This is a genomic window from Robbsia andropogonis (assembly GCF_034047095.1).
Taxonomy (GTDB): Bacteria; Pseudomonadota; Gammaproteobacteria; order Burkholderiales; family Burkholderiaceae; genus Robbsia; species Robbsia andropogonis.
Genome location: NZ_CP139170.1, coordinates 839,766 through 853,928, shown reverse-complemented (window position 1 = coordinate 853,928; position 14,163 = coordinate 839,766). Strand labels below are relative to the sequence as shown.

15 protein-coding genes are annotated in these 14,163 nt (G+C 54.7%); 5 read left to right on the top strand and 10 right to left on the bottom strand.

Features of this window, described 5'->3' with window-relative positions:
• The first annotated feature begins 292 nt into the window (after positions 1–292).
• Positions 293–1,975 (top strand): ABC transporter substrate-binding protein, encoded by a 1,683-nt coding sequence (locus tag SJQ66_RS17305; protein WP_236693335.1) that lies wholly within the window; start codon positions 293–295, stop codon positions 1,973–1,975.
• A gap of 53 nt (positions 1,976–2,028) precedes the next feature.
• On the opposite strand, the gene SJQ66_RS17300 is transcribed toward SJQ66_RS17305, so the two are convergent.
• Both SJQ66_RS17300 and SJQ66_RS17295 read right to left on the bottom strand, forming a co-directional pair.
• Positions 2,029–2,463, bottom strand: coding sequence for a nuclear transport factor 2 family protein (locus SJQ66_RS17300; RefSeq protein WP_024905806.1), 435 nt, complete (start codon positions 2,461–2,463; stop codon positions 2,029–2,031).
• A gap of 522 nt (positions 2,464–2,985) precedes the next feature.
• Positions 2,986–3,627, bottom strand: coding sequence for a LysE family translocator (locus SJQ66_RS17295; protein ID WP_320535094.1), 642 nt, complete (start codon positions 3,625–3,627; stop codon positions 2,986–2,988).
• Between the two features lie 114 nt (positions 3,628–3,741).
• Here SJQ66_RS17295 and SJQ66_RS17290 point away from each other — a divergent pair, with 114 nt between their 5' ends.
• Positions 3,742–4,194 carry an Lrp/AsnC family transcriptional regulator gene (locus SJQ66_RS17290; RefSeq protein ID WP_024905804.1) on the top strand — a complete coding sequence of 151 codons (453 nt, stop codon included), beginning with the start codon at positions 3,742–3,744 and terminating at the stop codon, positions 4,192–4,194.
• Positions 4,195–4,621: 427 nt separating this feature from the next.
• On the opposite strand, the gene SJQ66_RS17285 is transcribed toward SJQ66_RS17290, so the two are convergent.
• Positions 4,622–5,296 carry an aldo/keto reductase gene (locus SJQ66_RS17285; protein WP_253463231.1) on the bottom strand — a complete coding sequence of 225 codons (675 nt, stop codon included), beginning with the start codon at positions 5,294–5,296 and terminating at the stop codon, positions 4,622–4,624.
• On the opposite strand from SJQ66_RS17285, the gene SJQ66_RS17280 reads away from it, so the two are divergent.
• Complete coding sequence (locus SJQ66_RS17280) at positions 5,277–5,693, top strand: helix-turn-helix transcriptional regulator (RefSeq protein WP_052738117.1); 417 nt, start codon at positions 5,277–5,279, stop codon at positions 5,691–5,693. The two genes, SJQ66_RS17285 and SJQ66_RS17280, sit on opposite strands and share 20 nt — an antisense overlap.
• 458 nt (positions 5,694–6,151) lie before the next feature.
• Here the strand turns inward: SJQ66_RS17280 and SJQ66_RS17275 are convergent, their stop codons facing one another.
• Complete coding sequence (locus tag SJQ66_RS17275) at positions 6,152–7,537, bottom strand: ATP-binding protein (protein ID WP_036012833.1); 1,386 nt, start codon at positions 7,535–7,537, stop codon at positions 6,152–6,154.
• Complete coding sequence (locus SJQ66_RS17270) at positions 7,534–8,193, bottom strand: response regulator (RefSeq protein WP_024905519.1); 660 nt, start codon at positions 8,191–8,193, stop codon at positions 7,534–7,536. The genes SJQ66_RS17275 and SJQ66_RS17270 overlap by 4 nt, the downstream gene beginning before the upstream one ends.
• A gap of 140 nt (positions 8,194–8,333) precedes the next feature.
• Between SJQ66_RS17270 and SJQ66_RS17265 the strand changes: the two genes are divergently transcribed.
• Positions 8,334–8,867, top strand: a complete 534-nt coding sequence (locus SJQ66_RS17265; protein WP_320535093.1) for a cytochrome b — start codon at positions 8,334–8,336, stop codon at positions 8,865–8,867.
• Positions 8,868–9,017: 150 nt separating this feature from the next.
• Positions 9,018–10,142 carry a VIT1/CCC1 transporter family protein gene (locus tag SJQ66_RS17260; protein WP_320535092.1) on the top strand — a complete coding sequence of 375 codons (1,125 nt, stop codon included), beginning with the start codon at positions 9,018–9,020 and terminating at the stop codon, positions 10,140–10,142.
• An 89-nt stretch (positions 10,143–10,231) separates the two neighbouring features.
• On the opposite strand, the gene arsH is transcribed toward SJQ66_RS17260, so the two are convergent.
• The 5 genes from arsH to SJQ66_RS17235 all read right to left on the bottom strand — a co-directional run bounded on the left by arsH (position 10,232) and on the right by SJQ66_RS17235 (position 13,837).
• A complete protein-coding gene (arsH, locus tag SJQ66_RS17255) occupies positions 10,232–10,915 on the bottom strand; it encodes an arsenical resistance protein ArsH (RefSeq protein ID WP_320535344.1) in 684 nt (227 codons plus the stop codon).
• A gap of 31 nt (positions 10,916–10,946) precedes the next feature.
• Positions 10,947–11,381 (bottom strand): arsenate reductase (glutaredoxin), encoded by a 435-nt coding sequence (arsC, locus tag SJQ66_RS17250; protein ID WP_024905523.1) that lies wholly within the window; start codon positions 11,379–11,381, stop codon positions 10,947–10,949.
• A 19-nt stretch (positions 11,382–11,400) separates the two neighbouring features.
• Positions 11,401–12,471 (bottom strand): ACR3 family arsenite efflux transporter, encoded by a 1,071-nt coding sequence (gene arsB, locus SJQ66_RS17245; RefSeq protein WP_024905524.1) that lies wholly within the window; start codon positions 12,469–12,471, stop codon positions 11,401–11,403.
• 107 nt (positions 12,472–12,578) lie between these two features.
• Positions 12,579–12,902 (bottom strand): ArsR/SmtB family transcription factor, encoded by a 324-nt coding sequence (locus SJQ66_RS17240; protein WP_024905525.1) that lies wholly within the window; start codon positions 12,900–12,902, stop codon positions 12,579–12,581.
• Between the two features lie 131 nt (positions 12,903–13,033).
• A complete protein-coding gene (locus SJQ66_RS17235; RefSeq protein ID WP_320535091.1) occupies positions 13,034–13,837 on the bottom strand; it encodes a hypothetical protein in 804 nt (267 codons plus the stop codon).
• Positions 13,838–14,163 lie beyond the last annotated feature (326 nt).

Genomic DNA, 14,163 nt, shown 5'->3' with positions numbered 1-14,163 from the left:
CCTGTTCAGGCAATCCGGCCCCGGCGGCCGGGAGACCCCTCGCTTGACACGATTTTTGCTCGCGCTTACTTTGGCGGGGGCGAAAGCTACGCTCGCTACAGTTCCCAATAACGATTCGCGCCTGTGCGGGGCGTTTGCCATGCCGCACGACCCGGCACCCAAACGCACGCGACAGCCGCAAGCAAGGAGTATGCATTTGGAGACCGTATTTTCGTCTGGAACGACGCCCAGGCCGTCACTCGCACGGCGCCTGGCCGGCTCGACTGTTTCTGCCAATTTGTCTGGTGCGTCCATGATGCGGAAGCATTTGTCGTTGGCGCAGGCGCACGCTGGCCGGCAAGGTATCCCGCGCCGGCCGACCTGGCTGGGGGTCACCACGGCATCGATTCTGGCTGCCGCATTATCATTCGGCGTGGCCAATACCGCCTCCGCCGCCGCGCAGCAGATGAAAGGTTCGCTGGTCTATTGCTCGGAAGGTAGCCCCGCCGGCTTCGATCCGGCGCAGTACACCACTGGCACCGATTTCAACGCCAGCGCCTATACGGTATTCGACCAGTTGGTCGAGTTCGCACCCGGCAGCACGAAGGTCGTACCAGGGCTGGCCGAATCGTGGGAGGTCTCGCCGGACGGCCGGACCTACACGTTCCACCTGCGTCATGACGTTGCCTTCCAGACCACGACATGGTTCAAGCCGACGCGCACCTTCAATGCCGATGACGTGGTTTTCTCGTTCCAGCGGATGCTGGACCCGAACCTGCCGTTCAGCAAGGCCTATCCCACCAGCTTCCCATACTTCACGGACATGGGTCTGGACAAGCTGATCACCAGTATCGAAAAGGTCGACCCTTATACGGTTCGCTTTCATCTCAGCGAAGTAAACGCGCCGTTCATCCAGAACCTCGCCATGCCATTCGCGTCGATTCAATCGGCCGAGTACGCGGCGCAACTGTTGAAGGAAAACAAGGCGCCGGACCTGAACCAGCGGCCGGTAGGCACCGGCCCGTTCGCGTTCCGCAGCTATACGAAGGACGCGACCATTCGGTACGAAGGCAATCCCGACTATTGGCAGCCCGGCGCGGTGAAGCTGAAAAACCTGATCTTTTCGATCACGACGGATGCAACGGTCCGCGCGCAGAAGTTGAAGGCCGATGAATGCCAGGTGATGAGCTATCCGCGTCCAGCGGAAATCGCGTCGCTGAAGCAGGCATCGAATATCGACATGCCGTCGCAGGCGGGATTCAACGAAGGGTATCTCGCGTATAACGTTGAAAAGCCTTACCTGAAAGATGTCAACGTCCGACGCGCATTGGACATGGCCATCGACAAGGCGGCGATCCTGAAGGCAGTGTACCAAGGCATGGGCACACCAGCCTCGACGGCCATGCCACCGACGGAATGGTCCTACGACAAGAGCATCAAGGCCCAGCCATACGATCCGGCCAAGGCGAAGGCCTTATTGGCAAAAGCCGGGTTCGCCGATGGCTTCTCACTCACGCTGTGGGCACTGCCGGTGCAACGACCGTACAACCCGAACGGTCAGTTGATGGCGCAGATGATTCAGGCGGATTGGGCCAAGATCGGCGTCAAGGCCAATATCGTCACCTTTGAATGGGGCGAATACATGAAGCGCGGCCATACCGGCGCGCAGGATGCGATGCTGATCGGCTGGACCGGTGACAACGGCGATCCGGACAACTGGCTCGGGACGTTGCTGGGATGCGATGCCATCCATGGCAACAACTTCTCACGCTGGTGCGACAAGCCGTTCAATGATTTGATCGTCAAGGCGCGCTCGACGACCGATCAGGCTGAACGGACCAAGTTGTATATGCAGGCGCAGAAGATCTTCGCCGATCAACTGCCGTTCTCGCCGATCGCACACTCGATCGTCTACCAGCCGGTCAGCAAGCGCGTGTCCGGCATGATGATCGATCCGCTCGGTAGCGTGCGGTTCTCGGGGGTGAGTATCAAGTAAGAGGTGGAGGCCATCGCCCAGGAGGAATGGGGCGGTGGTGTATCCGCGGTGTTTCAGTCACCTTCACAAGTCAGTCTCGGCGTGCCCATTTTGAACCACGCCTTCACGATCTTTCCGTGCTGTACTTCGTAGATCGCGAGCACGTCGACCTCCCCCTCCCCTTCTGCAAACGTCCGAGTTACCACCTCATGGTCAACAACGACATTATCGACCACGCTCCTGGCGATCAACCTGCCGAACAAATTCGGCTCATCGAACCGGCTGACGTGGCGCGCTCGTACCTCCGCAGCCCCCTTGGCAAGCAAGGTCGAAGGGAATGCGTAATATTCGCAATCCTCGGCCCACCATTGCATGAACGCCTCAATGTCTCTGGCGTTATACGCCTCAAGCTGCTTGTGTACTGGAAAGGTTGTTTCGGATGATGCGCTTGAATCGTCGGTGCTGCCTGGAACAACGCCTTCGGGACGAAGGATGGGGTTTATCTTCATGTGTGTGCTCCCCGAAAGTAAAACATGGCCCTGCATCCAGCAGGCTACTGCGATTGCAGATGTTCGTTTGCTGGTGCTGTCGCTTTCGCATGCCAATACATTCCGCGACGTCCTGCGGACAGCATATGATGCATGAGACGCTTCAATAATGCGAAGCAAAGAACGTTGTTTCTGTTATTACCGTAGGGTGACTTAGTTACTGCAAAAAGTGACAAAGTTGCGCGAATGGCCGGACTTCGTTGCTGCGAATCTAGATTCTGATTGTCACAATCGGCATCAAAAGGTAGGGGCATTCCACCGGCAGACACGTCCGAGGACGGGAGAACCTGAAAAGCATTGGCTGTTGTTCGGCCTTAACAGTCTGTCGGGCGAAAACCAGCAAATGACCTTTTTCACCGATGGCAACAGTCGCTGAAATCGCGATCCGTGCGCTGCACACGCTCACAGATTTTCGGTCGGCTAGTGCCCTTTAATGCTGTCAGGCTCCAAGCGGCGCGGAATGTGGTACCGATGTATTGCGTGTCAGAAAACCTCGATGAAACTAGATGTACCGGTGACCATCTCGAAAGCTCCAAATGCAGCTATTCCGATGGCCGACATTAGTGAAAGCCTACGTATCCACGAGCTGGGCATCGCTCTGCGTAATGTGCTGGTTAAAATGGTTAAGAACAGCCACCAGACAGCCGAGCCAACAAACACTCCACTGACCATTGTCATTACGGTTGACCATTCGCGGTCACCATGAAAGCCCGCGGTTGATGCGAGCGCGGCAAACATAGCGATAAAAGACAGAATCGTTATAGGGTTGGACAGGGTCAGGAAAAACGTTGCCAAAAAGTAACGAGATACGTTCGCACCCGTCGTCGCTTGGTAACCATTGTGCGTAACGGGGGTCTCGCGCGCTGTGGTCCATGCCAGCCAAAAGAGAAATGCGCCGCCGCAGATTTTCAAGCCTATGGTTAGCGCGGGCTGCGCGTTTGCTATGCCCGCCACACCCAGCGCCCCAAACAACCCATAGATCGCATCCGCGGACGCGGCGCCGATCCCAGTTGCAAAGCCATAACGAAAACCACTGCTCAAACAACGCTGAATACACAGCATTCCAATTGGTCCGACCGGCGCAGCAATGCATAAACCCAATGCCATTGATTTAATTAAAAGCATGTTCCTTCCCGAGGAGAAGCGGCGATGTGCAGATGCATATTAAGCACTATCGGATCTAGCTAAAAGTTATTTTTTAAGTAAAAATCGGTTTTCTACTTTAAAAAAATAGGCGCTATGGACGATCTGGATTGGAAGTTGCTTTCGCTGCTGCAGCGCAACGGCCGAATGACCTATACGGACCTGGGCCGCCAAGTGCATCTATCGGTTCCCGCTGTGACCGAGCGGGTTAAACGCCTGGAAGAAGGCGGAGTCATAGAGAGCTACGGTGCTCGGATCAATCCTGTGGCAGCTGGTTATAACGTTAGCGCAATGATCGGAATCACGGTGCCGCAACCTGCGAAATCCAAATTTCTCAAGTTGCTTGAGTCCATTGCCGAAGTCCTTGAATGCCATCATGTAACGGGCGCGGATTCATATGTCATACGGTTGGTCGCTTTGAACATGACTGATCTAGAACAGCTCATCGAACGCATTAACCTTTACGGCGAGACCCGCACGTCAATCGTAATGTCTACTCCTCTTGCTTCACGGGGTGTAGGGCAGCCGCGCACCAAGCGTCACGTCTGAGAAACTGTTCTTTCCATTTTGAGAACAGCAGAGTGAACGGTTTGAGTTCGAAGTACCAACAGGGCTTCACTGGCAAATTGGTAGTAAAAGTACTCCGAGACTTGGCAACGACTGTTTTTTCCGTACATTTCATGCACTCGGTGCAAGATGATGCATGTCCGCTAAGGCCGAAACAGAGACGGCAGTCAGATGGCGGATTCTCGGGTTGGATTCAACCGGTCGTTGCAACGGCCTTGGCAGTCGCCGATGGTCACAGTTGGCCGCACAGCGGACATTGGCAACTACAGACTAAAGATGCTGACATGGGGGACAGCTATCGACCCGTTCAGACCGAAGTTACGAAGGTCCGTTCAAATGGCCACTTCTGACATTCATCTTTTTCGATGAACGATGCGTGCTTAGACGACGCGAATCCACCGCCTTGCTTCTAGCGGCAGGGTGATATGTGGGTTTCCCGGATGCTCGCGTCGTGAAAGCGCAAGGACGGCAGCCATACATACTCGTTGATGTGGCCGCGGGCACGATCCGTTAAAGCGGCGTTTGGTCTAAGGTCCACGATCGCCCCCCCGAACGGATGTCCCGCCGGAAACCTCCCGGCCGCGTTATAGGTTTGGATCCAGCCAGGATAGGAGATCGCGGGCCAACTCACTTCGTCCAGTCGCTTTTTGTCGTCTTCGCTGAGCACCAGATCCAGCGCTGCGAGGTTGTCAGTGAGTTGCTCGACCCGCTTGACGCCAGTAATGACGCTCGTAACGAAAGGGCGTGCGAGAATCCACGCGAGTGCCACCTGTGCCGCGCTTACGCCATGCTGCGCACCGATATCCGTTAGTACGTCAATAATATCGAAGGCCTTTTCGCTATCGACCGGTGGGAACTGAATGAGAGCACCGCGCGAATGCGCCTCGGCTACACCATTGCGATCAAATTTACCTGACAGCAATCCGCCTGCCAACGGGCTCCAGCAGAGCAGTCCCAGCTTCTGATCTTCGATTGCGGGAAGCAGTTCGCGCTCGATGTCGAGGCCCGCGAGCGAGTAATAAGAATGTATCGAAACGAAGTCCATTCGTGCCGGCCGAAGCGCAATGGCGGCAAGTCTTGCCAATATCGTTCTCGTTGAGATTCTCCGCGCGTACATCGATGAAGTGCAGCCGGTGCCAGGCTGGCTCAGCGCCCTCGGAGATCTGAAGATCGGCGCCGCGCTTCATTTAATGCACGGCGACATCGGCAAGGGGTGGACGGTTCGGGAACTGGCCGCGGCCGTAGGCATGTCACGCACCAACTTTGCGATACGGTTCAAGGCGTTGGTGGGCATGCCGCCGCTCGACTATTTGACTCGCTGGCGCATGTCGGTGGCAAGCCTCGCTCTCAGGCACGGCAACGACCCGATAGCAACGATTGCGACAAGAGTCGGCTATGCGTCAGATAGTGCGTTTAGCAGCGCGTTCAAACGTACTTTCGGACGCAGTCCGAGGCACTACTGGATCAAACCCAAGGATTGAGCCGCATGTCTACGTCGAGGCGGTGAATGGCAACCCGGGATCCGTACGCAGACTTCGGCCTACGCATTGCGACTGACGGGTCCTGCCCGATATCAGTCATGAGAAGACGCTGTGTCGAATGACCGCTTAGGCCAAGCTTGCGGCCGAACAGGCAGGCGGAAATCGGTTGGCGTGGCCAGTGCATCCTCTCGGCCGATGACCGAGAATAGAATTGTTTCGATAAGAATGTTTTCTAGATGGGCATATCGGAGAGCTTTGCTCACACACGGCAGAGCATATGGGAGTGCTACCGTTCAAGGGAACTGTCCGTTAAGATTTCTGGTTACGCTTTACCTTCGATTGGCCTGACATCCATATCAGATTGTCAGGTACGAGCATGGATGAGCAATATGGTGTCAGCATTGATAACTGGAACGCGTCTGTTCTATGCCAGTGGATTTCGTGGGCTATTTGCTAGCCTAGCCCACTTGGGGGATGGTTACTGTCACAGACAACCCCTTTTTGTTCTCACCATGGCTTATGCTGAGCGACGCATCGTAGTATTCTGCGATACGTTTAACTATGGCCAGTCCTAATCCACTTCCTGGTGCAGCTGCGGACGTGCTGCGAAAAAAACGGTCGGTGAGTCGCCCTAACTCTTCTTCCGATACACCATTTCCATCATCACATACGACAAATTTAATTACGCCGCGCGCTCTCTCGAATGAAACGTGAACAAAACCTCCCGATGTACCATATTTGATACTATTATCAAGCAAGTTATCGATGAGCACGCGGAATAAAATAGGGTCGCCGTGCAAGGAAACCTGCGCGTCTCCGGTCACTTGTAATGAGATTGATTTTTCTTTTGCTTGCTCGCGTCGATAGCCAATAGCTTCGATGGCGACGTCTTGTAGCAAAAATACGGCCGCTTCGGTATTTGCGCGGTGGTCGATGCGCGCCAGTAGCAGTAACTGTTGAATTAGGTGAGCACTCCGGTCAACGCCTAGAATGACCCGACGGAGCGCCGTTTGCTGTTGGTATAGGTCACTCGAAGTTAGCGCGACTTGAGCTTGTACTTTTATTGCTGTTAGGGGCGTTCTTAATTCATGCGCAGCGTCCGCGGTAAACGTGCGCTCTTTCGACAATGATAGTCTCAGTCGTTCGAGTAAGTCGTTGATGGATGACACGACCGGTACCAGTTCTGAGGAAATGCTCGGCAACCGGATAGGGCTTAGATTCCTGCTATCTCGCTCGCTCACAGCAGCAGTCAATGTATTGAGCGGTTTCAATCCAATGCCGATAACGAACCAAACCAGAACCATCGCCAACGGCAGTCCAACCAAGGCGGGTCTTGCGATACGGGCAGCAACGCCTGTTACCAAATCGCTTCGTTGGTTCAATGGCTCAAGCAGTGTCAGTATCCGTTTTGATGACGCATCATAAGCGACATGCGACAGCCAGGCCGCACCGGCAAATGTAACGTAGCTGATGGACTGTTCCGGATGCTCAGCAATGTAATTTGATGGGAAGTGTTCCGATATGGACACGATGTTTCCATCTTCATCGGAAACGCGAAATTGAACAAAGCGCTTTCTAACGTCCGAGTCATGCCGCACATGCCAGCCGTTCTGAGGGATCTCATTACGTGCATCGATTCCTGTTACGGAAAGTCGGTTGAGGTCTCGCACGTCGAGCTTTATTAGCAGAGGCGCAAGCTGAATGATTCGTGTTTCATCCCAGCGCATCATTTCGTGCTTGGCGGAATAGAAGCTCCAAAGAAATATCATTAGCCAGGCGACGCCAACGCTACCCAATAGTAACGTGATGAGTCTGCGACGTATTGAACCGCGGACCATATTCATTGCTGTTCCATCAGATAGCCTACGCCGCGAATAGTGCGAATAGCATCCATTCCGATTTTCTTTCGCAGCCCGTGGATGTGCACTTCGATTGCATTGCTCTCGATTTCATCCCTCCATCCGTATATGCTTTCCTCGATCCGCGACTTTTTCTGTGCGATTCCTGCGTTTGACAGAAGATAGACAAGAATCGCGAATTCCCGCGCGGTGACGTCAATTTGCTCTCCCTGTACATGAACGGTGACCGCAGCCGTGTCCACTCGCAAATTCCGCCACGAGATTACCTCGGTGCCGCGTCGATAAGCGCGCCTTATAAGCGCCCGACACCGCGCTATAACTTCGTCTAAGTCGAATGGCTTTCCGACGTAGTCATCGGCTCCCGCGTTGAGTCCGTGAACGCGGTCAATCGGGGTATCTTTTGCCGTCAAGATAAGGACTGGCGTGTGATTGCCGGCGGCTCGCACGGCTTTGAGCAACTCTAGGCCAGCAAGCTTAGGAAGCCCTAGGTCGAGAACAATCAGCTCATAGCCTGTTGTATCTAGCGACAATCGCGCGTGACTGCCATCTCGTGCCCAGTCAACGGCATACCCTTGATTTTGCAGAGCGACTGAAAGACCACTCCCAATGAGGTCGTCATCTTCGACAAGGAGAATGCGCATGATTATTAATACGGGGATGAAAAAGGAACCGTCGTGTTAACGATATCGCAGAATTCGAATGATTCTAGCGTCTCTTAAGGTAATCTTTAAACTCGCTTTGCTATTCTCATCGGCGGTATCTTCGACCCGGATTGAGTCATATGTACGAAAACATGGAACAACCAAAAGCGTATTCGACCACGGCTCGCATGTTGCATTGGCTGGTAGCGCTTTTTGTACTTGCGCAGTTTCTTCTAGGGTGGACGATGCCAGATGTTAAAAGAGGCACTCTCCCAGAAGGCCTTATCGCATGGCATCTGAGCGTCGGCGCGGCTATCGTGCTTGCCATGGCGATGCGAATTATCTGGCGAGCAACCCATAGGCCAGCTCCGGCAGACTTGACGCCTGCCGTGAAGCTCGCCTCCGCTATAACGCATCTATCGTTGTACTGTCTTCTTGTTCTTATTCCCCTGGCAGGATGGGCTAATGCGTCTGCGCGAGGTTGGGTAGTCAAGTTGTTCGGATTTATTCCGTATCCCCCCCTTTCCGCTGTTGGATCGTCATTCGGCCACTGGCTCGGCGACGTCCATGGATGGCTCGCGTGGGTGCTTTTGGGGTTGATTGGCATTCATATTTTCGCGGCGCTTTTCCATAGATTTATTCTGCGCGACGAGGTGATAAATCGCATGCTGTGAGTGGGACGATACGTAATGAGGATGATTATCGTTTTTGGTGGGTGGCAATTTATCGCTTGTCGTCTAGGGTAAGGTGACGCCGCTCGATTCTTCTCATTCGCATAGCTGGTAACCGAGCCTAGACTTGCTGTTTAATTGCTGATCATCACAATGGCAAACAAAAAAGAACATCAAAAGTATCGTGCGCATCTTGCAGATGAGTTGCATAGTGCGGCAATTTACGAGACTCTTTCGAAAGTCGACAAAGACCCTGAGCGCCGAAACGTGTTTCTGCTGCTTGCGCAGTCGGAGCGACAGCATGCTCAGGTTTGGTTGAATCGATTGGCCAGCGACGGGGTTGTCGCAAAACCGCGGTTTAATGCGAAGACGCTCGTCATGAAAGGCGTCATTCACCTTTTGGGGCCGAAGCATGTTTTGCCTTCTTTGGCTGCTGCCGAGTTCGCTGATAGAAATAAGTATGCGGGCAGTCCCGAAACGGCCGGGATGTCCGCGGAAGAACATGAGCATGCGAATGTCGTGCAAGCAATGGCAAACGTTGGCAAGCCGACGGCTGTCGGCGGGCCAGATATCGCGCAGGCCGAATCTTGGCATCGTGGCGTATCATCAGGAAACGATTTGCGCGCAGGCGTACTAGGTGCGAACGACGGCCTCGTTTCAAACTTTTGCCTCATTATGGGCGTAGCCGGTGCCGAGGCCAGCTCTCGCATCATTTTGTTGACGGCATTCGCGGGCCTTGTGGCGGGTGCCTGTTCGATGGCGCTTGGTGAATGGCTATCTGTTACAAACGCGCGAGAGCTCGCGCAAGCGCAAGTTGCAAAAGAAGCGGACGAGTTGGAGCACAACCCTGAATCGGAAGAAAATGAGCTCGCACTCATCTATCGTGCAAAAGGTTTGGCTAGCGACGAAGCCAAGCGCGTGGCGGGACAAATCATGCGGGACAAAAAGATGGCACTCGACGTATTGGTTCGCGAAGAGCTAGGACTCGACCCCGCTGAGTTGGGCGGAAATCCATGGTCTGCAGCAGGCGTGTCGTTTTTGCTATTTGCTGTAGGTGCATTTTTTCCCGCGATGCCGTTTTTGTGGAGTAGCGGTGCTTCTGCAATTGCGCAATGCGTCGCTTACAGCGTTGTCGCACTCGCTGGCATTGGTGTATTTACGTCGCTTTTCAATGGTCGCTCCGCAAGTTATTCCGCCATGCGCCAAATACTGGTTGGACTTATCACTGCCGCGTTCACATTTGGCGTGGGACGCTTGCTCGGCGTTGCCGTTTCATAATCGAAGGTAATAGCCCTGCTCAGTTAGCGAGCGTGGGAGTGGAATGTCCCAGCAAAGGACGTTATGCAGGGTGAAGACGGACGTATCGGTCAGATAATGGCCTGGTTCACGCGTTTCATCAATGCTTCGGCGCTTTCCTTACGCTCGCTGTAACGGTCAACCAAGTACGGCCCGATATCGCGCGTCAACAAGGTGAACTTCACAAGTTCCTCCATTACGTCCACGACACGATCGAAATATGCCGAAGGCTTCATGCGGCCGGTCTCATCAAATTCCATGTAGGCCTTCGCCACCGACGACTGGTTCGGAATAGTCAGCATGCGCATCCACCGGCCAAGCACGCGCATCTGGTTGACGGCGTTGAACGACTGCGACCCGCCACTAACCTGCATCACCGCGAACGTCTTGCCCTGCGTCGGCCGCACTGCACCCACTGAAAGGGGGATCCAGTCTATCTGCGATTTCATAATGCCTGTCATAGCGCCGTGGCGCTCGGGCGAGGACCAGACCATACCCTCCGACCATAGGACCAGCTCACGCAATTCGGCTACCTTAGGATGCGTGTCGGGCGCGTCGTCGGGTAGTGGCAAACCGCTCGGATTGAACGTTCGGACTTCCGCACCCATCGCCGTGAGCAGGCGCGTCGCTTCTTCGCTCAACAGGCGACTGAACGAACGCTCACGCAGCGAACCGTAGAGCACCAGGATGCGAGGTGCGTGCTGGGAAGCCTTCTCGACCTGATGGCGCTGGATATCAGGTACGCGGAACAGCATTGCATCGACTTGCGGAAGCTCCGTGGCGAGATCAGTTACCGAAGTAGACACGTTTTCCCTCCGCGTCGATCACCACTTCTCCGTCTTCCTTCGTGAATGCGCCGCGTTGTGCCTCTTGCAAAATGTCGAGTACCAGTTCGGACGGACGGCAAAGGCGCACGCCCTTCGACGTTACTACGAAGGGACGGTTGATAAGAATGGGGTGCGCCATCATCGCGTCGAGAAACTGCTCATCGGTCAGAGCCGGATTGTCCAGATGCATTTCTGCGTACGGGGTTCCTTTCTGTCTGAGCACGTCGCGCACGGCCAGCCCAGATTGCTGGATAAGTTCGACGAGCGTGTCGCGGGAAGGTGGCGTTTTCAGATACTCCACGACAATGGGTTCGATACCGGCGTTGCGAATCATCGCGAGTGTATTACGCGAAGTGCCGCAATCAGGGTTGTGATAGATGGTGACTTCGTTCATTGTGTTGTTTCCATTTCATTCAGGCGCACTCATACCAGCGCTTCGACCGGTTGGCGACACGTACCAAGAGCAGCATCACCGGCACTTCGATCAGCACGCCAACGACCGTCGCGAGTGCTGCGCCGGAGTTGAAACCGAACAAGCCGATTGCGGTCGCGACAGCCAGCTCGAAGAAGTTCGATGCGCCAATCAGTGCGGACGGACACGCGATGTTGTGCTTCTCGCCGACCGCGCGATTGAGCCAGTACGCCAGCGCCGAGTTGAAGAGCACCTGGATCAGGATGGGCACGGCAAGCATCGCCATCACAAGCGGCTGCTTGAGAATGGCCTCGCCTTGGAAAGCAAATAGCAGCACCAGCGTGGCGAGCAGCGCAGTGATCGACCATGGGCCGATCTTTGCCATTGCCGCTTCGAAGGTAGTCTCGCCGCGCGAGAGCAATGTTTTGCGCAAGATCTGCGCGAGGATCACGGGAATGACGATGTAGAGCGCGACCGAAGTAAGCAGCGTTGCCCAAGGCACCGTGATGGAAGAGATGCCAAGCAACAGACCAACGAGCGGTGCGAACGCGAACACCATGATGCTGTCGTTAAGCGTAACTTGTGAGAGCGTGAAAAGCGGATCACCGCCCGTCAGACGGCTCCAGACGAACACCATCGCCGTACAAGGCGCGGCGGCCAGCAAGATCAGTCCGGCCACATAGCTGTCGAGCTGTGCGGAGGGCAGTATCGGCGCGAATAGTTGCTTAATGAAGATCCACGCAAGGAACGCCATCGTGAACGGCTTGACAAGCCAGTTGATCACGAGCGTGACGCCAATGCCCCTGATGTGTTGGCGCACTTCATGCAACGAGCGAACGTCAACCCTCAAAAGCATGGGTATGATCATCACCCAGATCAGCAGGCCGACCGGCAGATTGACCTGGGCGTACTCCATGCGGCCGATTGCCTGAAAAACGTCAGGGCGCATCTGGCCAAATAGGATCCCCGCGACGATACAGAGCACGACCCAGACGGTGAGGTAGCGCTCGAAGAAACCGATAGCTGGCTTTGACGAGGTGCTGCGCGCAGCGGTGGTGTGTGGAGCATTCATTGCGAAATCGATGAAAAACGCTCTGCGGTAAATCGCTTCGAATAGAGCGCGGTACTAGCTGCGATATCACCACCTTGCCGTTAGAACCGTCTCGTGGCAGCGCTCCTTTAGCATAGGCACGAATTTGCGTCCGACACCAGGCAGGGTTGCCCTTGGCAGCAATTCTCGGTCAAGAAACCGAGAACCAAATTCATTTGGTTATACGCAGCACGATAGATCAGGCTTCTCCCGTGGCGTTCCTGCGTGACCAGCCCCGCGTGCACCAGTTCCCTTAGGTGAAAGGAGAGTGTCGCGTTTGGCACCTCGCATTGCGCCGCCATGGTGCCTGGTGTGAGCCCATCTGGCCCGGCCACGATCAGCATGCGGAACACGCGCAATCGTAAATCGTGAGCTAGCGCTGCCAGAGCGCGGATGACATCTTTCTCTTCCATATTTCCAATATAGTCGAAATGATGGGTGCGTGCAACGAAAACATGTTCAGCTTCGAGGTTTAAAAATTTTCGGTTTGGTGCTGGATGACCGCCCATCTCGTCAGGGCGTACACGGAAAGCCATCGCACCATCTAATAGCGGCTGTCTCTGTCTCGATCGTCCATCGTCTCGACGTAGTCAATCGCTTCATGTAGATCATCAACCGTGGTGCGCATCGGATTACTTTCTGCCGCAGCTTCTTCGCCTGACGAATAGCCAGGAGCATTCATAAAAGCGCGGTGAGCATGCTGCTCCGTACCAGATTGGATATGCTGCGAGGCGTGCGTATCGGTCGCGATACCCGTTGTCCAGAATGGATCGTCAGGATAAGCTGCTTTTGCTTTCAAGGTTTGCGCCCACGCCATTCCCTTATCGAAGAGGTCGTCATCGCCCCGGGCGTAGATGTAACGATCGTCATCTTCGTCGTCACGTCCGTTGTAATCCATGATGCAATGATTCTCCACGTCGGTCGCATACTCTTTTAGAAAAGCGACTTTTAACGCATGTACGTAACGTGCCTTCGCCTGCGCATCAGGAAACCCGGTATGAGGGACATCGATGTGTCTCAAGTTGGATTTCACAACCTGATGCCAAGCGTTCGTTTCGTCGCTCGGCGAAAATACCTTTTTGTGATCGACCATTTCGGGAAGCGGCAGTTTGCCTTGCGATAGCGATACCGCGTAACCCAACGCATGATCTCCCAATTCATGAGCAAAGACGTATAGAACGGATGCCAGATACTCGGGCGTCAGCGGCTTACCCGGCTCGACTTTTACGCGGATCGATATTTTGACTGTTCCGGTGCGCCGGTAGTGTTGATCGTCCCATTCACATATACCCGCCGATCCGCCTTCGATCGACGCGGGCGTTGATATGCGAACATCGCGCGCTTGCATGGGAAACCACGGAACGCTTTTCCGGAGCGTCGAAAAGCTGTGTCGCAGCACTGCATCCATGTATCCTTCGAAGATCAATCGCGGACTACGGCTGCGTGGCGCGGTGGAAAGAGGATGGGAAGAAGATGCAACAAGCGGCTGCATTGTCCGAAGCGCCTGCAAGTTCGGATTGATCGAACGGGCTACCGGATTTTGTCCGTTTGCGGGAGGGGAAGGATTAGCCGTATTGTTTCCCTGACCAGAGACATGCGCCCATTGGTCTGGAACATTCGACCAGGCATGCGTTGCTCGAAAATCGCCGTAGTGACTATTATCCATCGGTATAA

Coding starts and splice junctions, on each gene's coding strand:
- arsC (WP_024905523.1), bottom strand. CDS start 11,381: ATGAACGAAGTCACCATCTATCACAACCCTGATTGCGGCACTTCGCGT.
- SJQ66_RS17275 (WP_036012833.1), bottom strand. CDS start 7,537: ATGAATATGGTCCGCGGTTCAATACGTCGCAGACTCATCACGTTACTA.
- SJQ66_RS17295 (WP_320535094.1), bottom strand. CDS start 3,627: ATGCTTTTAATTAAATCAATGGCATTGGGTTTATGCATTGCTGCGCCG.
- SJQ66_RS17235 (WP_320535091.1), bottom strand. CDS start 13,837: ATGCAAGCGCGCGATGTTCGCATATCAACGCCCGCGTCGATCGAAGGC.
- SJQ66_RS17300 (WP_024905806.1), bottom strand. CDS start 2,463: ATGAAGATAAACCCCATCCTTCGTCCCGAAGGCGTTGTTCCAGGCAGC.
- SJQ66_RS17265 (WP_320535093.1), top strand. CDS start 8,334: ATGTACGAAAACATGGAACAACCAAAAGCGTATTCGACCACGGCTCGC.
- SJQ66_RS17305 (WP_236693335.1), top strand. CDS start 293: ATGATGCGGAAGCATTTGTCGTTGGCGCAGGCGCACGCTGGCCGGCAA.
- arsB (WP_024905524.1), bottom strand. CDS start 12,471: ATGAATGCTCCACACACCACCGCTGCGCGCAGCACCTCGTCAAAGCCA.
- SJQ66_RS17290 (WP_024905804.1), top strand. CDS start 3,742: ATGGACGATCTGGATTGGAAGTTGCTTTCGCTGCTGCAGCGCAACGGC.
- SJQ66_RS17270 (WP_024905519.1), bottom strand. CDS start 8,193: ATGCGCATTCTCCTTGTCGAAGATGACGACCTCATTGGGAGTGGTCTT.
- SJQ66_RS17240 (WP_024905525.1), bottom strand. CDS start 12,902: ATGGAAGAGAAAGATGTCATCCGCGCTCTGGCAGCGCTAGCTCACGAT.
- arsH (WP_320535344.1), bottom strand. CDS start 10,915: ATGCTGTTCCGCGTACCTGATATCCAGCGCCATCAGGTCGAGAAGGCT.
- SJQ66_RS17260 (WP_320535092.1), top strand. CDS start 9,018: ATGGCAAACAAAAAAGAACATCAAAAGTATCGTGCGCATCTTGCAGAT.
- SJQ66_RS17280 (WP_052738117.1), top strand. CDS start 5,277: ATGGCGGCAAGTCTTGCCAATATCGTTCTCGTTGAGATTCTCCGCGCG.